This window comes from Paenibacillus sp. FSL W8-0426 (assembly GCF_037969725.1).
GTDB lineage: Bacteria > Bacillota > Bacilli > Paenibacillales > Paenibacillaceae > Paenibacillus > Paenibacillus hubeiensis.
The window spans coordinates 1,887,236-1,905,157 of record NZ_CP150203.1; the positions used below are offsets into that span (position 1 = coordinate 1,887,236).

The following is a 17,922-nucleotide window of genomic DNA, read 5'->3' on the forward strand; positions in this document are numbered from 1 at the left end:
TTTCGATTTTGCGCATAGACATATGATGTTGGGTAGCTGCCTAGATTGCCAAGTATACTGGTGATCGGGGCAGGTGCCCTTTTTTTTAGATTAGAGATTAACTATCGTTTGGGTAAAGAGGAATGGAGCTGCCCCCATAAAATAGACCGCAAATTGTGGTAGAGCTCCGGGAAAAGCCCATATTTCGATGTCACATTTCACCTCCATTGAACGTATTTATTAATCAATACTGATAAGAAACATTTATATGGCAGGTAATATCCAATATTTAGGACAAGATAGTGCCTGCTTTACCGCATTAAACTGGTCAAATACTGCATTTGCACTTTGTTACGAGAATTCAGAGAATTTATAAAATGTGAGCATATCTTACATCTCCGCAAAAAATACCTTACATAAGTATTGACGGTGTAAAGTCTGAGATTTATAATGACGACAGAAAAAAATTCGAATATGAACATTTTCTTTAGCGGGGCTGTTTAATGTTCGGAAAATTTGGGAGGACGAATACATGTCGGTAGAAAACGTATTGAAATCAATTCAAGAGAACAACATCGAGTGGGTAGATTTTCGTTTCGTAGATTTGGCTGGTCGTGCGCATCACATTTCCTTGCCGGCTTCCGCCGTTGACGCAGACACCTTTGTGAATGGAGTTGCCTTTGACGGTTCCTCGATTGCAGGTTTCCGTGGAATTGAAGAGTCCGATATGGTTATGATGCCAGATCCTGAATCGACTTACGTCGATCCGTTCACTGCACATCCTACGCTGAATGTTATGTGTGATATTTTCACACCGGACGGAGAGCGCTATGAGCGTGACCCACGCAGCATCGCTGTAAAGGCTGAAGCTTACCTGCAAGAAACAGGCATCGGTACAGCTGCATTCTTCGCACCAGAATCCGAGTTCTTCATTTTCGACGATGTACGTTACGAGAGCGGCACGAACAGTTCTTCCTACTACGTTGATTCCGAAGAAGCTTCCTGGAACACCAACCGTAAAGAAGAAGGTGGAAACCTGGGCTTCAAGGTACGTACCAAAGGTGGTTATGTACCGGTTGCTCCAGTAGATACACAACAAGATATCCGCAGCGAAATGTGTCGCCTTCTTGAAGAAGCAGGCCTGTCCGTTGAACGTCATCACCATGAAGTGGCGACAGCAGGTCAAGCCGAAATCAACTTCCGTTTTGATACCTTGGTAAAAACAGCAGATAACCTGCTCGTATACAAATATATCGTTCACAACACAGCTCGCCAGTATGGCAAAACGGCAACGTTCATGCCTAAACCGCTGTTCGGCGACAATGGTAGCGGAATGCACGTTCACCAATCGATCTTCAACGGCGATACCCCATTGTTCTATGAAAAAGGCGGATATGCCAACCTGAGCGAAATGGCTTTGCACTACATCGGCGGTATTCTGTACCATGCACCTGCGCTGATCGCTTTGACAAACCCAAGCACGAACTCGTTCAAACGTTTGGTTCCTGGTTACGAAGCACCGGTTAACCTGGTTTACTCCAAAGGTAACCGTTCTGCAGCGGTACGTATTCCGGTTGCAGCCGTGACACCTAAAGGTTGTCGTATCGAGTTCCGTACACCTGACTCCACAGCTAACCCATACTTGGCGTTCGCAGCCATGCTGATGGCCGGTCTGGACGGAATCAAACGCAAAATCAACCCGACGGAGCTGGGTTACGGACCGCTTGACAAAAACATCTACGACCTGTCCGATGCTGACAAAGAAAACATCCGCAGCGTACCTGCTTCCCTCGAAGAAGCATTGGATGCTTTGGCAGCAGACCATGAGTTCTTGACTGAAGGTAACGTATTTACAAAAGAATTCATCGATAACTACATCAACCTGAAACGTGATGAAGCAAAATCCGTTGCGATTCGTATTCATCCACACGAATACAGCCTCTACTTCGACTGCTAATCAGCCGACGAAGAATCGTGCTATTAATGAAGGAAAAACCTCCGGAACAACGTTTCCCGGAGGTTTTTTCCTGATAAGATGGGGCGGGAAGTGGAATGGAAATTCGAATGAAGCGCATTTCCGGATTTTGCAGAAGCTTCTATCCAATATAGGCTGTCTTTTCACTCGGCGTATGGTGGCAGAATTTTTTTATTTTGATGTGGCAGTGCATTAACTTTGCAGGGCGATAAAGGAATTTGATTGCCCGGATCGTCGGCTACGGTGCTTATTGCCCTTGAAGTGGACAGGGAATACTGATATCATAGCGATAATATTTACTTCATATGTCAGTTACGGATGGAAAGGGTGGGGGAAGTTTTGACAAAGAGAGCTTACAATTTTAATGCAGGACCAGCAGCATTGCCATTGGAGGTATTGGAAAGAGCCCAAGCCGAGTTCGTAGATTTCCGCAATACGGGCATGTCCATCATGGAGATGTCTCACCGTGGAGCCGTGTACGAATCTGTACATAACGAGGCGCAGGAACGTTTGCTGTCGCTGCTGGGCAACCCAAAAGGATACAAGGTATTGTTCCTTCAGGGCGGAGCGAGCACCCAATTCGCCATGCTGCCGCTGAATCTTCTTAGCGAAGGGAAGACTGCGAGCTACGTCATGACGGGCAGCTGGGCCAAAAAGGCGCTGGCTGAAGCGAAGCTGATCGGAGAGACACATATCGCCGCATCTTCCGAAGCCGACAAATACATGCGTTTGCCTGACGTTTCCAACCTGGATCTGCCTGCAAATGCGGCTTATGTGCACTTGACGTCCAATGAAACGATTGAAGGCACCCAGTTCAAAGCATTCCCGGACACAGGAGCCGTGCCGCTCATCGCAGACATGTCGAGTGACATTTTCTGCAAGCCTTTCGACTTGAATCAATTCGGCATGATTTATGCCGGTGCTCAGAAAAACCTGGGGCCGTCCGGAATTACGGTGGTCATCGCCCGTGAAGAGCTGCTGAGCAGCTCGCCAAAAACGATCCCGACGATGTTCCGTTACAGCACGCACCTGGACAACAATTCCCTCTACAACACACCGCCTTCCTTCTCGGTATACATGGTAAATGAAGTGTTGAAATGGATCGAGGAGCAGGGCGGACTGGCTGGCATCGAACAGAAAAACGTCAAAAAAGCAGAGCTTCTTTATAACGCCATCGATGCTTCCCAAGGCTTCTATCGCGGTTGCGTCGATGCTTCCGATCGCTCTCTGATGAACGTGACGTTCCGTCTTGCTACGGAGGAGCTGGAAAAACAATTCATCAAAGCGTCAGAACAAGAAGGGTTCGTCGGTCTGAAAGGACACCGCAGCGTAGGCGGTCTTCGTGCCTCCATTTACAATGCGGCACCTTATGAGAGCGTAAAAGCATTGACCGATTTCATGAACCATTTCCAACAAACGAACGGTTAACGAGCAGTATCGCAGCATTGGCTGGCGGCCATGGCTATGGACGCGCGGCATAATGTGATGCCAAGGCCTCCCACATTTGACGTGTGGGGGGCTTTTCTTTTAAGATAGCAGAAAGCATGCGCATCGGAGCAGCGGACGCATTAGATGGCGAACAAGCAGCCGTTGAAGGGGAGTGCGCCGAATAAAAACGACTTGAAGCGTGTACATTACATTACATTTCATGAACACATAAAAGGAGATTGAACACATATGGCATTACACATCGTTCTGGTTGAACCTGAAATCCCGGCAAATACAGGCAATATTTCGCGGACTTGCGCAGCAACGGGTGCGCATCTTCATCTGGTGCGTCCGTTGGGCTTTCGAACGGATGACGCTACATTGAAACGTGCCGGATTGGATTATTGGCATGCCGTGCATATCGAATACCATGATTCGTTTGAAGAGGTACAGCAGAAATACCCGGAGGGGCGTTTTTTTTATGCGACAACCAAGGCGAAAAACCGGTATAGCGACTTCGAGTTCCGTGACGGGGACTTTTTTGTGTTTGGCAAAGAAACCAAAGGTTTGCCGCCCGAGCTGATTGCCGCCAATCCGGAAACGGCCATGAGAATGCCGATGACAGGGGATGTGAGATCTCTCAATTTATCCAATTCCGCGGCGATCATCGTATATGAAGCATTGCGTCAGCTCCAATTTCCGGGTCTGGACTAATCGTTGACACCAGAAAGAGCGCGGGTAAAATTCAGCAAAAAAACAATTTTCAAAAAAAAGGACAAAAAATGTTTATTTCCAGCAGGATTCGACAAATGCCCGGCGAATCTATAAACATAGTACAAATGTACCTAGAAATTTAGAGTTCGATAGGAGAGGTGTGCCTTAGCATGAAACCAGCAGGAGTTGTCCGCAAGGTTGACCAATTGGGTAGAATCGTATTGCCTAAATCTTTGCGCAAAAGGTATCAAATGAATGAAGGGGATCCAGTAGAGATTTTAGTCCAAGGGGACCATATCATTTTGGAGAGATATCGTCCGAAGTGCATTTTCTGTGGATCGATGGAAGAAGTGAACGAGTTCAAAGAGCGTTACATATGCGCACAGTGTTTGACGGACATGACCCAACTTCCGCAACTTGGGTAATTCAATAAAGCCATGGAGTCTCGTGCTCCATGGCTTTTTTAGGTTGCAGAGAACTCGTATATTTTCAGCCGGTCTGAAGGAAATTAATTCAAGAGCGGTAAAATGCTGTCCCAGATCGCGTTCAAAATGCCCTGCATGTTCTCTTCCTGACTATTGACGGCAACGACCGCCTGCTGCTTGGGCAGAACCACACAAAGCTGGCCATAAGCGCCATCCGCACGGTAAGCATCATGGGAACACATCCAGAATTGATAACCGTATCCTTCCCCCCAGTCTCCGTCGCCCGTTGTTTCGATTTGTTTGCGGGTTGACCTACGAATCCATTCGGCAGGCACCAGCTGCGAGCCTTTCCAGCTGCCTTCCTGCAGCAGAAATTGTCCGAAGCGGCTGAGTTCCTCGTTGCTGATCTGCAAACCGGCACATCCCAGCGTTATGCCAAGTGGAGACGTTTCCCACGCTACGTTATGAATGCCTAGCGGTTCGAACAAGCGCGGGGTCAGGTAATTCTTCACCGTCTGGCCAGCGGCTGCCTGGAACAGTGCCGAAATCATGAACGTATCGCCGCTGCTGTACGTGAAATGCTCGCCAGGCAAACGATCCAGCGCTAGGGACATATAATGTTTGACCCAATCGTTCTCCTTCAAAGCGGCCCGTTCATCTGCAAATAAAGGAGGAGTGTCATGTCCGGAAGACATCCGGAGCAAATCGATCAGGCGAAGCTCTCTTGAAGACAAGGCAGTTGGATGATTCTGGGGTAATACATCATAAGCAAAGTACTCCCCAAGCCGGGTATCCAGCCGCAACAGGCCTTCTTCAAGCGCAAGCCCGATCGCCATGCACGTAAAAGATTTGCTGATCGAATGCTGCACCCGGCGGCAGTCCTTGCTTCGATCCCAGGCCGAGATGAGTTCTCCATGCTGGAGGACACGAATGGAATATACATTCAAACCTTGTTCATCGATCGAACGAACAAACTGATTCGGCAGAGTAGACATCAGGTGCTCCTTTCCATGATCCAATCCGCGAGGGAAGGGAGGTGAAACGTTTTCTTAAATCCGTTTACAAAATTCGAATTTATGTTAGTACAATCCGCGAATGATGTCAATGAACAATGTACATTGGGTTACTAATCGGATGAAAATTAGTAATAAAAGGGTGAAACCCAAGGTGATTTCCACTTAAATCGAGCCAATATCCATAAAATAACGCAAAAAAACAAAAAGGTTATTGACAGGATTTACTCATCGGGATTATGATTTACTCGAAACGATTCGAAGAAATCGCTTCCAAGTGAAAAGTGCTGTTTTTCAGTCTATGTAAATAAACGTCAACCTACTTTTGAAACGATTCGAGAAAATCGTTTCGAATCGTTAGCACATTTTGGGGGATTCACGAAGACTGCAACAGAAAAGGCTGCGAGAGAACAGTACACCAACAGCCAAACAAGAAAGGAGTTGCAAATGGCACATATCACGATTGAAACGGGATCGGCCACCTTGTGCATGAACACCAGCATTCATGTCGTGTCCTGTGACTCCGGAAATACTTCTGGAGGGACGATATACCTATTGCACGGGGCAGGCGATAATGCGAGCACTTGGCATCGCTTGACTACGATTGAGATGTATGCGCAAAAATACGGCTGTACCGTCATTATGCCGGAAGCAAACCGAAGCTATTACACCGACATGGAGTATGGCCTGAATTACTTTTATTACATCACGCAAGAATTGCCCGAACTATGCAGGCGCCAGTTAAACCTGAACCCTGATCCAGACAAAACCTACGTAGCTGGGTTGTCGATGGGTGGATACGGAGCGTTAAAATGCGCACTGACATATCCCGAACGTTACCGTAAGGTCGTTTCGCTTTCCGGCGTGACCGATCTTCAAACCCGGCTTCAAGACCCGCAAATGCCTCCGGGTATGATCAAAGAAATGAAAGCGGTTTTTGGAGAACGTTTGCAGGTCAAACCCGACCAGGATTTGTACGCGCTGTCCGCCAAGCTGCTGCAAGAGGGCCGAAGATTGCCGGAAATTCTTAACTGCTGCGGTGAAAGCGACCCGTTCGTGGACATGAACCGCCGCTTTGCGGAGTACATGCAAGGCACTGCATACGATTTTCGATATGTGGAATCCCCGGGAAGCCATGAGTGGACATTCTGGGAGCACCATCTGGAAACGATGTTTCATTTTTTGTTTGAAGATAAGACAACAGTAGAGTGAGGAGATGCAAAATTGAAACCTGCAGCCGAAGGACCTAGCAAAAAGCTGAAGGGAAGCCCTGGCGGCAATCCGCTCTGGAAAGAGATGTGGAAGCACAGAATGACCTATACCCTGCTTATACCGGGGCTCGCGTGGTTGATTCTGTTCGCTTACATGCCGATGGGCGGTCTGTCTCTGGCTTTCAAGGACTACAAGGCCAACCTTGGCATCTTGGGCAGTCCATGGGTTGGATTCGAGAATTTCAAATACGTGTTCCGTGACCCGACCTTTATCGATGCCGTATGGCGTACGTTGTACATTAATATCCTGAAACTGATCATCCAGTTCCCGTTCCCGATCATTCTGGCCTTGCTCTTGAACGAACTGAGAATGCGCAGAGGGAAAAAATGGTTCCAGACCATCCTGACGTTCCCGCATTTCCTGTCCTGGATCATCGTGTCCGGGGTCGTTATCAACGTTCTGGCTTATGACGGACTGGTCAACAGCACGCTGGCCTTGCTTGGATTGCCAACCATCAACTTCCTTGGTTCGGAATCCAACTTTGTACCGATGCTGCTGCTTACGGATATCTGGAAATCGACGGGATGGAGCGCAATCATCTTTATGGCCGCCATTTCGGGGATTGACCAGGATCAATACGAGTCCGCACAGATTGACGGTGCGTCCCGTTTGCAGCAAATGTTCCGCATCACATTGCCGAATATTATGCCAACGATCACAGTCATGTTTATCCTGTCCGTGGGCGGTCTGATGTCTTCCGGTTTCGACCAGATTTTCAACTTGGCCAACGCCGCAACCAAAAACGTATCGGAAGTGCTGGACGTTTACATCTACCGCATTACGTTCCAGTCTTCAACCGACTTCTCGTTCTCGACAGCAGTCAGCTTGTTCCGTTCCCTCGTGAACATGATCCTGTTGATTCTCGCTGACAGATTTGCCAAGATGCTTGGCGGAGACGGTTTGTTCCGATAAGAGAGGAGAAGAAAAGCCAAATGAGCAAGAAAAGATCCAAATCCAAAATCGGCACGGATAGAATGACCGCTCTCGATTATTTCATTTTTGCCGTTCTGCTTGTGCTTGCGCTCATGATTCTGATTCCGTTCTGGAATGTCATCATGATTTCGTTCGCAACGCAAAAAGAATACGCGAGCAACCCGCTCTTGATGTTCCCGAAAGAATTCACGCTGGATTCATACCGAGCGCTGTTCGCGGATGGAAGTATCTTTACGGGATACAAAAATACGCTGATCCTGCTCGTCATCGGTCTGCCGCTCAGCATGTTCTTGACCACGAGCATGGCATATGGACTCAGCCGCAACAAGTTTCCTTTTAAAAGGTTCATCTTCTTTCTGGTTCTGTTCACCATGATCTTCAACGGAGGGATCGTGCCGCTGTACCTGATCATGAAAACACTTCATCTGACGGGAACGTTGTGGTCCGTCATCCTGGCAGGCAGCTTCAGTGCCTTCAACATGATCCTGATGATGAACTACTTCTATACCGTGCCTGAATCGCTGATGGAATCGGCGAGGCTGGACGGGGCGGGAGAATGGAGAATTTTGTTCTCTGTCGTGCTTCCGCTGGCAACGCCGATTATCGCAACCATTACGCTCTTCTATGGCGTCGCTTATTGGAACAGTTGGTACGACGCGATGATCTTCCTGAGAAAAGCGGACCAGCTTCCGCTGCAGAACGTATTGCGCTCCATCATCGTTCAATCGCAAACGAACGCGTCCAACGCATCAAGCCTCGATGCCGTCAAAGCCAGCAACTTCTCGATGGGCATGAAGATGGCTGCCGTATTCGTAACGATGGTACCGATTATGTGTTTCTTCCCGATGCTGCAAAAGCACTTTGCCAAAGGGGTATTAACAGGGGCTATCAAGACCTGATTATACAATAGGATTTATAACCCGACTTCTACCAAAATCAAATGGGGGTAAAAGCATGAAAACGAACAAAAAGTTGTCCGTAAAATCCATCTTTGCCATCACGCTCTGTATGCTGATGCTGGTGGTATCCGCTTGTTCCAACAATAGCGCGCAAGGCGGCAACGAAAAGGATGCGGATGGGAATTACAAAGACAATCTGACCATCTCCGTAGCCAATCTGACCGAAGTGAAGGACGGGAATCTGGATAACGATTTCCACAAATTCTGGACAGACAAGTTCAACGTGACATGGGATTACAACTACGTGGATTGGGATTCCTGGGGTGAGAAACTTCGCTTGTGGATCAACTCCGGCGACCTGCCGGACGTCGCCGTATGGAACTACGTGCATGGCGATGCCATGAATTATATCGACCAAGGTTTGCTCTACAAATTCCCGGATGACTGGAAAGAGCGCTGGCCAAACGTGGCTGCAGCCTACGCGCTGACAGGCCTCGGAGACAAGCTGGAAGAATTGACGGGCGGTACTTACATTTTGCCTAGACCAATCTACTATGAAAACAAACCAGCAGATCCGCTGACGAACCAGATCGGCGTTATTGCCCTTCGCAAAGACTGGGCTGAAGCGGTAGGTTTTGAGTTGAAGGATGCGTATACCACATCCGAATTGAACGAATATGCAAGACTGGTGAAAGAGAAGGATCCGGGCAAAGTGGGCAACAAACTTGTACCACTGTCCTACAATGCCGCTGACGCGATGACAAACATCATCATGCCAAACAGCGTACATGCCATCACGGATGCACCGTTCTATAAAGGCGAAGACGGCCAATTCCATTGGGGACCGGCAGAACCTGAAACATTGGAAGCATTGAAAATTATGCAAGACGCATATAAAGAAGGTTTGTTGAATCCGGAGTTCTACACATGGAAGAACAATGAGGGCCAGAATAACTTTAAAGTGACGGGAACAGCCGCTGTAACCAGCTTGGGCGGTCTTGCTTCTTACAGACAAGGCCTGGATACAGATATCAAGAAAAACCTGGGCGTAGATAGCGATGATTTGGTACACACTGCCATCGTATTGGGCGAGGACGGTAAATACCGCAACCTGGAGCAAGCCAACTTCTGGTCTGCCCTGATCTTCAATCCAAACATCAGTGACGAGAAATTCGAACGGATCATGGATCTGCTGGATTACTCCACAAGCAAAGAAGGCCAAATGCTCATTAACATGGGCTTTGAAGGAACAGATTGGAAATACGACGAAAACAACGAATTGGTTAGCTTGCTGCCTGAAGGCACAACGCTGGAAGACAAATACCCAGCACGTTTTGAAGGACTGTACCTGCTCGGAGACGACTTTAGTGTAATCAACCCGGCAATCAAAAAAGATTATCGCGACAGAGCGGTGAAATTGTTCCAAGAAAAAGCCGAGCTGGGATCGAAATCGAACTCGCTTGCCGCGTATGATTGGGATGTACAGCTCTACGATTCCAAAGCGAAAAACCAAGCTACATTCGATTATTCGAGCGAATACGCCAACCTGATCCTGAAAAGCGGCGATCTCGAAGCCAACTGGAAGGAATGGGTAGCCAGCAAACAATCTCTGGTTCAACCTTACTTGGATGAACTGAACGAAAAATTCAAGTAATGCTTCAGCTACACAATGATGGGATGTGACAGCAGGTCTGTCGGTCCGATCATCCGGACCCGGCGCGTAGTTTCACTGCAGCCGGGTCTTTTTAAAATAACGAATGGCATGATTTCCGGTAATAACGGTTTGTAACGCTTTTATTTTTGACTTCAACGACTTGCGGAGGATGGAACGAATGGATAATCAGCAACTAAAAGACCTGGTCAGCCAAATGACCCTGGAAGAAAAAACGGCCCAGCTTCTTCAGCTTACGGCCAACTTCTACGAAGGCACGGACGTCGAGGGGCAAATCACGGGCCCGATGGAGGAAATGGGCATCACCGAACAGTCGGTGAACGCCAGCGGTTCGATTTTGGGATTGTCGGGAGCGCAGGCAATCATCGATGTACAGCAAGCTTATTTGAAGAAAAGCCGTTTGGGCATTCCATTGCTATTTATGGCAGACGTGGTGCACGGGTATAAAACCATTTTCCCGATTCCGCTGGCCATCGGCTGCTCGTGGGATGTCGAGCTGGCGGAGAAAAGCGCGGAGATCGCCGCGCGTGAATCGGCCGTATCGGGTCTCCACGTTACCTTTGCACCCATGGTTGATCTGGTTCGCGACCCGCGTTGGGGCCGGGTCATGGAGACCACGGGTGAAGACCCGTATCTCAACAGTCTGTTTGCCGCTGCATTTGTGCGCGGTTACCAGGGAGACAGCTTGAAGGATGAACTGGACCGCCTGGCGGCCTGCGTGAAACACTTTGCTGCTTATGGCGCGGCGGAAGGCGGCCGGGATTATAACACGGTGGACATGTCGGAACGGCAGCTGCGCGAGTATTATTTGCCTGCATACAAGGCGGCGCTCGACGCAGGGTGCGAGATGGTCATGGCCTCGTTCAATACGGTGGACGGCATTCCGGCCAGCGGCAACGAAAAACTGATGAGAGGCATTTTGCGCGAGGAATGGGGATTTGACGGCGTACTGATCTCGGACTGGGCATCTGTCCGGGAAATGATCGCGCATGGCGCTGCCGAAGATGATCGCGAGGCAGCTTATCGTGCGATCCGTGCAGGTCTGGACATGGAAATGATGACACCATGTTATGTTCGCCATTTGCCGGAGCTGGTCGAGAACGGTGAAGTGGATGTGAAACTTATCGATGAAGCGGTACTCCGCGTGCTGCAATTGAAAAACAAGCTGGGTCTGTTCGAAAACCCGCTGCGTGCCGCCGATCCGGAACGTGAACGCGAAATCGTGTTTTCGCAGCAACATCGCCAGGTATCGCATGAGCTGGCTGCCAAATCGGCGGTGCTGCTCAAAAACGACAATGGCGTTCTGCCGATCAGGCCGGAAGCGAGCGTGGCATTGATCGGACCGTTCGCTCAAAGCGAGGACATTCTGGGCTGGTGGTCATGCGAAGGCGTCAAGGCGGATGCAACGAAATTGGGCACGGCGCTGGAAGCGCGCCTGCCATCGGGGAAATTGCATATCGCCGCAGGCAGCGGAGTTCACACCATTACACCGGAACAAATCGCCGAGGCGCTTGAAGCCGCGAGCCAAGCGGATACCGTCATCCTTGCTTTGGGCGAGGATTCGGAAATGAGCGGCGAAGGCGGATCCCGTACCAATATCCGGCTGCCGGAAGCGCAGCTGGAACTGGTCAGACAGATCAAGCAAGCAGGCAAACCGATAGCGACCGTGCTCTTCAACGGACGTCCGCTGGATTTGCAAGGGGTGTTCGAGGAGTCTGACGCCGTGCTCGAAGCCTGGTTCCCGGGCAGCGAGGGTGGTGCGGCCATCGCCGATGTGCTCACGGGCGCGGTGAATCCGTCTGCACGGCTTACCATGTCTTTCCCGCGATCGGCAGGCCAGATTCCGGTATACTACAACCATTTCAACACCGGACGTCCGCTGGATCCGCAGAAAACCGAAGAACGTTATGTATCGAAGTACATCGACAGCCCGAACGAACCGCTGCTTCCCTTTGGTTACGGCTTGTCATATACAACCTTCGAGTATGGGGAACTGCAAATATCCGGTGCGGAAATGAGTGCCGGCCAGCCCCTGACCATTCAGGTTTCGGTGACAAACACAGGCGATCGTGCCGGCGTAGAGACCGTTCAACTATATGTTCGGGACGTAAGCGGTGAAGTGGTTCGTCCGATGCGTGAATTGAAGGGGTTCGTGAAATTGCATCTGGATGCCGGAGAGAGCGGAACAGCTGCATTCACGTTGAAAGAGGAGCAGCTCCGTTACCATCACTCCGATCTGTCTTACCGCAGCGACGAGGGCGCTTTCCGTGTCTTCGTTGGTCCGAATAGCCGCGATGTGCAAGAAGGCAGCTTCAGACTGGTTTAGTTTAACAGGGCTATGATCATGGGAGGAAATAAATAGACATATGAAAACAATAACGAAATCACAGATCAACGTGCGCTCCGGAGAGCTTGACTTTACTTTTTGGGAGAGCGGCGACCTATACCAGGCCAAGAGCGGGCAGACGATGATTAACCAATGGCTGTCCAGTCCGGTGGACGGCTCCATGAATAATGTATACTTGCGGTTCCATGATGATGGAACGATCAGCTACGTGCCGCTGCTTGGCATTCATGCCAATAGCGCAGTCCGTTCGGACGGAAGCGGCATCGTGTGGACAGGCCGTGCCAAAGGCGTTGCGTATGAGGTTGTATTTGCACCGACCGGGCACGGCGTGTGGTTCTGGGACGTCACGCTTCGGGGCGAAGGACAGCGCGTCGATGTCGTGTACGGGCAGGATGTCGGTCTCGCTGATCCCGGTGCCGTGCGCAGCAACGAGGCGTATCTGTCCCAGTATATCGACCATGCCGTCTTCGAGCACGAAGACTATGGTTACATTGTGGCTTCCCGGCAGAATCAGCCGCAGGGCGGCGCGTTTCCTTATATGCAGCAGGGTTCATTGACAGGCGCGGCAGCATATTCGACGGACGGATTTCAATTTTTCGGGCTGAGCTACAAAGAAACAAACGTACCCGTCAGCCTGACCCAATCTTCGTTGGCTAACGAAATCTATCAGTATGAGTTTGCGTACACAGCGTTACAGTCGCGCAAAACGACATTGAACGGCGAAGCACGTTTTGTATTTTACGGGTTGTTCCAGCCGGATCATCCCGAGGCGGTCAAGGCGTTGGAGTATCAAGACGTCGTGCAGCAAGCATGGCAGGAATACGAGGGCAAACGCCACCGGATCTTGGAAGGCCTTCGCGCTGCCGCTGCACTGCCAGCAGTGTCTTTGAGTCCTGCATTGGGCGAGCCGCTGCGCACGCTGCCGATGACAGAGGAAGAACTGGGCGCATTGTTCCCGGAAGCAAACAGACGCCAGGTGGAGCAATCCGCTGGCCGATTGCTGGCATTCTTCACCGATACGCATGAACATGTCGTATTGAAAGAAAAAGAACTTCGCGTGGAACGTCCGCACGGGCATATTTTGATGAGCGGCAACAACGTGAAGTTGGGACAGCAAGTCATAACGACCACATCGTACATGTATGGTATCTTCAATTCGCACGTCGTCGTGGGCAATACCAATTTCAATAAAATGATGAGCAATGCCCGCAGCGCACTCAACATTCCGAAGTCGTCCGGCCAGCGTTTGTACGTCGAGATGGATGGCGTGTTCCGCTTGCTGACGATGCCTTCGCTGTTCGAAATGGGCTTCAACTATGCCCGCTGGTACTACAAAACAGAACAGGATACGCTGGTTGTGACCAACTACACCACATTGGATACGCCGGAAATCCGCATGCATGTGAAATCGGTGCAGGGCCGCGAATATCGTTATCTGGTGACCAACCAGATTACGATGAACGTGAATGAATACGAAACACCTGCCCGGATCAGCGAGCGGGATGGCGTGCTGGTGATCCAGGCCCACACGTCTGCCCCAAGCGCGGAAAAATATTCGAATCTCGAGTACCGCATGCGCGTGGACGGAGCGGCAGTGAAGATCGGGGATGAGACACGTCTTGCCAGCGGGGTTCATCCGGGAGACGGTTCGCTGATTACGCTGCAGCTGGGGGCGGCCGCAGAATGGACGCTCACTATGGAAGGAGTGTTGGAAGGCGAAGCCGTCCTGCCTTCTATGCGAAGCTTTGAGGTAGAAAAGGAAGCGTATCGCGCGTTTTATGCCGAAGTCATGAACGGGTTCCGTCTCTCCTTGCCAAATGAAGCCATCGGTGAAGACCTGTTCAAGGTAAACGCGCTTGCCTGGTGGTACACGCATAACATGCTGGTACATTATTCGGTGCCGCATGGGCTTGAACAATATGGCGGCGCGGCTTGGGGGACACGCGACGTCTGCCAGGGGCCGGTCGAATATTTCATGGCCACCCACAAATACGGACAGGTGCGAGACATTCTCAAAATGGTGTATTCCCACCAATATGAAGACGACGGCAACTGGCCGCAGTGGTTCATGTTTGACCGGTACTTCAACATTCAGCAGGAAGAGAGCCACGGCGACATCATTGTCTGGCCGCTCAAAGTGCTAAGCGATTATTTGATAGCAACGAGGGATTACGCCATCCTTGACGAAGAAGTGCCGTTTACGGTCAAACACGGGTTCCATTTCACCGAAGATAAGGCGACGATTCTGGCGCACGCATTGAAAGAGCTGGAATATATCCGAAGCCACTTCCTGCATGACACGTTCCTGTCTTCTTATGGCGACGGGGATTGGGATGATACGCTGCAGCCTGCCAATGCCCAGCTTAAACGCTACATGGTCAGCAGCTGGACCGTGGCACTGACGTATCAAACGCTGACGCAGCTGTCCAAAGCGCTGGGGACGGTCAAGCCGGAGCTTGCCGAGGAATTGGCCAATATGGCAGCCGGCGTGAAGAGAGACTTCACCAAATATATGCTGAGCACGGATGTCATTCCGGGCTTCATCTATCTGGAGGATCCGGAGCAGGCCAAACGTATGCTTCATCCGGACGACCGCGAGACAGGCATCCAGTATCGCCTGCTGCCGATGACGCGCAGCATGATTGCCGGGCTGTTGGAACCCGAGCAGGCGGATGCCCATTATCGTCTCATCAAGAAGGAATTGTTCTGTCCGGATGGGGTAAGGCTCATGAATCGTCCTGCACAATATGATGGCGGAGTCAGCACGCATTTTAAACGGGCAGAGCAGGCCTCCAATTTTGGACGTGAGGTAGGCTTGCAGTATGTGCACGCGCATATCCGTTATGTGGAGGCAATGGCGAAGCTGGGACATGCGGAAGAAGTATGGAACGGACTGGGCATCATTAATCCGGTCGGCATCCAGGAAGTCGTTCCCAACGCGGAACTTCGTCAGAGCAATGCTTACTTCAGCAGCTCTGACGGCAAATTCAACAGCCGTTATGACGCACAGGAGCAATTTGGCAAGCTCCGTTCCGGTGAAGTTCAAGTCAAAGGTGGTTGGAGAATCTATTCCAGCGGTCCTGGGATTTATATGAATCAGCTCATTTCGAACGCGCTGGGCATTCGCCAGGCTGAGGAAGACCTGATTATCGACCCGGTATTGCCTGCCCACCTGGACGGATTGCGCTTTGACTTCGAATTTGCGGGCAAACCAGTAACGTTTGTCTACCATCTGAGCGGTTCTCGCGCCAAACGCGCGGTGCTGCACGGACAGAAGCTTGAGGCGGAAACGATTGACCAGCCATACCGAGCAGGCGGATTGCGCATTTCGCGCGAATTGCTTGAGCAGCGCTTGGGGGACCACAACGTGATCGAAATCTATAGTTGATCCGGCATACGGTTGCAAACAACAAGGTTTGAGGGAATGGCGACATTCCTTCAAACCTTGTTTGGCGTGAGGTTCGACAGGGGCATTGGTGAGAATAACGAGGATCATCCGAAAATGAAAATGAAAAAAAGCCTCTCGGGGAGAGGCTTGGCCGATCAAAGGCCTTTTGTTTTGTCATTGTTGTAGGCTGCAGTGAGAATGCCTGTCATGTACAAAGCGAGCACGATTGCAATAATCCAGAACGTCAATGAAAACGACATGCCTGCCACCTCCCTGAACCATGTTCATTTACTTCTATTATAACCGTAAAGGAGAGAAAAGAAATGCTTTTCAGGGATCATTTGTAAAATAAAAAATGGGTAGGCACGGGTCTCAGTGAACCATCTGACGGATGGTTGACGACCCGATTGTTCAAAATAAGGGAGGACGAGCCGCCTCCATCCAAATTGTAGGCATCCATGACGCCCAGCTTGTACAATCTTGCCTGGAGCTCCTCCAGTGTCGCTCCGGAACTGCCGCTTTCGTTGTAGCCGTCGACGACGACGACGAGCAGCTGGTCATCCTTGTAGTTGCCGATGACCGTCCGGGGTGCACGTTTCGGAGATACCTTCCATTTATCGGGGATGGCAGTTTTCTTTCCGTCCTGAAGCAGCACGGGAACAAATGTGGCCCCAAACTGAGGCTTCAGGCGATCGAGTGCACTTTTGTCGAAAAATTTGCCGCCGATCAGCTTGCCTGCATCATTCAATCCGACAAAGAACAGGTCCTTGAAGCTGGGCTGGAAGCCGGTAACGTATTTACCGTCCATGACCGTGGTGCTGAGCGGATAACGTTTGCCGCCGCTATCGGCAAAGCCGCCTGCGTTAATGCCGGCCACGGCACCGCTGCGTTTGACGGCCTGCATGGTGGTTTCGGCTTTTCCCAGCTCGCTGTTCAGAGCCATTTGCATGGCGGAAGGGTCCTTCAGCTTAATTTTCATGGCATAACCTTTATAGGTCCCGGGATTAACCCTGTACAGCTCGATCGTCAACCGATCGCTGTTGACCCGTTCGATGGGCGTCCCCAGTTTGGATGAAATGCGCTGATTATAGATCGACTCCGGGCGCGCTGCCTGGTTGGTCGCGGTTTGTACGATGGAGGACATGGCGCTTGTTGTCTGATTGTAAAGCTGGGTCGTCTTTTTAATGGAAGAAGAAGTTTGAACGGCCGTATCCTTGGCACCCTCAAGCTCTTCGCGAATCGCCTGAGTCTGAAGGGTAATGTTCTCTTTGACCCAGGCATCTTCCAACACGTCTCCCGGATCGACCGCAGGCCGAAACAAGAAAAGACATAAAACAAGTCCAATAAAGGGAGCGAGTGCAAGCATAAAAAAACGATTTACCTGTTTAACGTGGGTAATCATTTGAGCAGATCCATCTTTTTCTGGAGGGTCTCCAGTTGTTTTTTGACTTCGCTCAGTTGGGTGTACAGCTTGTTGCTGTTATCCGTCTTATTGCTTGCATTATCCTTGGTAAAGGTCAACAGCTCATTAAAGGCTTGTACCTGCTCTTGCAGGCTGGATACTTCCTTTGAGATCGTTGTTAGCTGCTTCTCATAGTCTGCTTTTAACGCCGCGATCTGCTGTTGATTATGTGTCTGCAACTGCGCAATCATCTGTTTCTGAAGGTGGTTGCTGTAAAAATAGGTCCCTAGGACTCCGATGATAATAAATATAATCCACAACGCCAGAAACAGTTTAACAGAAGCTCGGCCTTTACCTTTGGCGCTCCGGGTGTGATGGATGTCATCAGGCTCCACTACGGGGTTCATGTCATCACTCCTGGTCATCTGAAGATAAAGGAAAATTTCCAATCTTCATTCTAACATGCGCCTGTCGA

The 17,922-nt window shown here is 50.3% G+C and carries 13 protein-coding genes; 10 read left to right on the plus strand and 3 right to left on the minus strand.

The annotated features are described in order from the left end of the window. Window positions 1-511: 511 nt before the first annotated feature. From glnA to MKY59_RS08690, 4 genes are all read left to right on the plus strand, one after another. Entirely contained in the window at window positions 512-1,936 is a 1,425-nt protein-coding gene (glnA, locus tag MKY59_RS08675) for a type I glutamate--ammonia ligase (RefSeq protein WP_339277120.1), read from the plus strand. A 336-nt stretch (window positions 1,937-2,272) separates the two neighbouring features. Continuing rightward, entirely contained in the window at window positions 2,273-3,382 is a 1,110-nt protein-coding gene (serC, locus tag MKY59_RS08680; RefSeq protein ID WP_236415884.1) for a 3-phosphoserine/phosphohydroxythreonine transaminase, read from the plus strand. 249 nt (window positions 3,383-3,631) lie between these two features. Beyond that, window positions 3,632-4,096 carry a tRNA (uridine(34)/cytosine(34)/5-carboxymethylaminomethyluridine(34)-2'-O)-methyltransferase TrmL gene (gene trmL / locus MKY59_RS08685; RefSeq protein WP_236415882.1) on the plus strand — a complete coding sequence of 155 codons (465 nt, stop codon included), beginning with the start codon at window positions 3,632-3,634 and terminating at the stop codon, window positions 4,094-4,096. Window positions 4,097-4,266: 170 nt separating this feature from the next. Next, complete coding sequence (locus MKY59_RS08690) at window positions 4,267-4,521, plus strand: AbrB/MazE/SpoVT family DNA-binding domain-containing protein (RefSeq protein ID WP_236415880.1); 255 nt, start codon at window positions 4,267-4,269, stop codon at window positions 4,519-4,521. An 83-nt stretch (window positions 4,522-4,604) separates the two neighbouring features. On the opposite strand, the gene MKY59_RS08695 is transcribed toward MKY59_RS08690, so the two are convergent. Then, window positions 4,605-5,516 carry a serine hydrolase gene (locus tag MKY59_RS08695; RefSeq protein ID WP_339277122.1) on the minus strand — a complete coding sequence of 304 codons (912 nt, stop codon included), beginning with the start codon at window positions 5,514-5,516 and terminating at the stop codon, window positions 4,605-4,607. A gap of 465 nt (window positions 5,517-5,981) precedes the next feature. Here MKY59_RS08695 and MKY59_RS08700 point away from each other — a divergent pair, with 465 nt between their 5' ends. The 6 genes from MKY59_RS08700 (at window position 5,982) to MKY59_RS08725 (ending at window position 16,045) form a co-directional block, all read left to right on the plus strand. Then, window positions 5,982-6,746 carry an alpha/beta hydrolase family protein gene (locus MKY59_RS08700; protein ID WP_236415878.1) on the plus strand — a complete coding sequence of 255 codons (765 nt, stop codon included), beginning with the start codon at window positions 5,982-5,984 and terminating at the stop codon, window positions 6,744-6,746. A 12-nt stretch (window positions 6,747-6,758) separates the two neighbouring features. After that, the gene (locus tag MKY59_RS08705; protein ID WP_236415877.1) at window positions 6,759-7,718 is read left to right on the plus strand and encodes an ABC transporter permease subunit; all 960 of its coding nucleotides are present in this window, start codon (window positions 6,759-6,761) and stop codon (window positions 7,716-7,718) included. Between the two features lie 20 nt (window positions 7,719-7,738). Beyond that, a complete protein-coding gene (locus tag MKY59_RS08710; protein WP_236415876.1) occupies window positions 7,739-8,638 on the plus strand; it encodes a carbohydrate ABC transporter permease in 900 nt (299 codons plus the stop codon). Window positions 8,639-8,693: 55 nt separating this feature from the next. Next, window positions 8,694-10,292: an extracellular solute-binding protein gene (locus MKY59_RS08715; RefSeq protein ID WP_236415875.1), complete on the plus strand. Its 1,599-nt coding sequence runs from the start codon at window positions 8,694-8,696 to the stop codon at window positions 10,290-10,292. Between the two features lie 178 nt (window positions 10,293-10,470). Continuing rightward, on the plus strand, window positions 10,471-12,636 hold the full coding sequence (locus MKY59_RS08720; RefSeq protein WP_339277125.1) for a glycoside hydrolase family 3 N-terminal domain-containing protein: 2,166 nt from the start codon (window positions 10,471-10,473) through the stop codon (window positions 12,634-12,636). A gap of 40 nt (window positions 12,637-12,676) precedes the next feature. Continuing rightward, complete coding sequence (locus tag MKY59_RS08725) at window positions 12,677-16,045, plus strand: cellobiose phosphorylase (RefSeq protein WP_339277126.1); 3,369 nt, start codon at window positions 12,677-12,679, stop codon at window positions 16,043-16,045. Window positions 16,046-16,382: 337 nt separating this feature from the next. On the opposite strand, the gene MKY59_RS08730 is transcribed toward MKY59_RS08725, so the two are convergent. Beyond that, on the minus strand, window positions 16,383-17,447 hold the full coding sequence (locus MKY59_RS08730) for a phosphodiester glycosidase family protein (protein WP_339277128.1): 1,065 nt from the start codon (window positions 17,445-17,447) through the stop codon (window positions 16,383-16,385). Further along, on the minus strand, window positions 17,444-17,854 hold the full coding sequence (locus tag MKY59_RS08735; protein WP_236415871.1) for a hypothetical protein: 411 nt from the start codon (window positions 17,852-17,854) through the stop codon (window positions 17,444-17,446). The genes MKY59_RS08730 and MKY59_RS08735 overlap by 4 nt, the downstream gene beginning before the upstream one ends. Window positions 17,855-17,922 lie beyond the last annotated feature (68 nt).

What these genes read in the sequence shown, in the direction of transcription:
- MKY59_RS08715 (WP_236415875.1), top strand. Translation starts at nt 8,694, where the DNA reads ATGAAAACGAACAAAAAGTTGTCCGTAAAATCCATCTTTGCCATCACG.
- serC (WP_236415884.1), top strand. Translation starts at nt 2,273, where the DNA reads ATGGAAAGGGTGGGGGAAGTTTTGACAAAGAGAGCTTACAATTTTAAT.
- MKY59_RS08695 (WP_339277122.1), bottom strand. Translation starts at nt 5,516, where the DNA reads ATGTCTACTCTGCCGAATCAGTTTGTTCGTTCGATCGATGAACAAGGT.
- MKY59_RS08720 (WP_339277125.1), top strand. Translation starts at nt 10,471, where the DNA reads ATGGATAATCAGCAACTAAAAGACCTGGTCAGCCAAATGACCCTGGAA.
- MKY59_RS08730 (WP_339277128.1), bottom strand. Translation starts at nt 17,447, where the DNA reads ATGATTACCCACGTTAAACAGGTAAATCGTTTTTTTATGCTTGCACTC.
- glnA (WP_339277120.1), top strand. Translation starts at nt 512, where the DNA reads ATGTCGGTAGAAAACGTATTGAAATCAATTCAAGAGAACAACATCGAG.
- MKY59_RS08690 (WP_236415880.1), top strand. Translation starts at nt 4,267, where the DNA reads ATGAAACCAGCAGGAGTTGTCCGCAAGGTTGACCAATTGGGTAGAATC.
- trmL (WP_236415882.1), top strand. Translation starts at nt 3,632, where the DNA reads ATGGCATTACACATCGTTCTGGTTGAACCTGAAATCCCGGCAAATACA.
- MKY59_RS08700 (WP_236415878.1), top strand. Translation starts at nt 5,982, where the DNA reads ATGGCACATATCACGATTGAAACGGGATCGGCCACCTTGTGCATGAAC.
- MKY59_RS08710 (WP_236415876.1), top strand. Translation starts at nt 7,739, where the DNA reads ATGAGCAAGAAAAGATCCAAATCCAAAATCGGCACGGATAGAATGACC.
- MKY59_RS08735 (WP_236415871.1), bottom strand. Translation starts at nt 17,854, where the DNA reads ATGAACCCCGTAGTGGAGCCTGATGACATCCATCACACCCGGAGCGCC.
- MKY59_RS08725 (WP_339277126.1), top strand. Translation starts at nt 12,677, where the DNA reads ATGAAAACAATAACGAAATCACAGATCAACGTGCGCTCCGGAGAGCTT.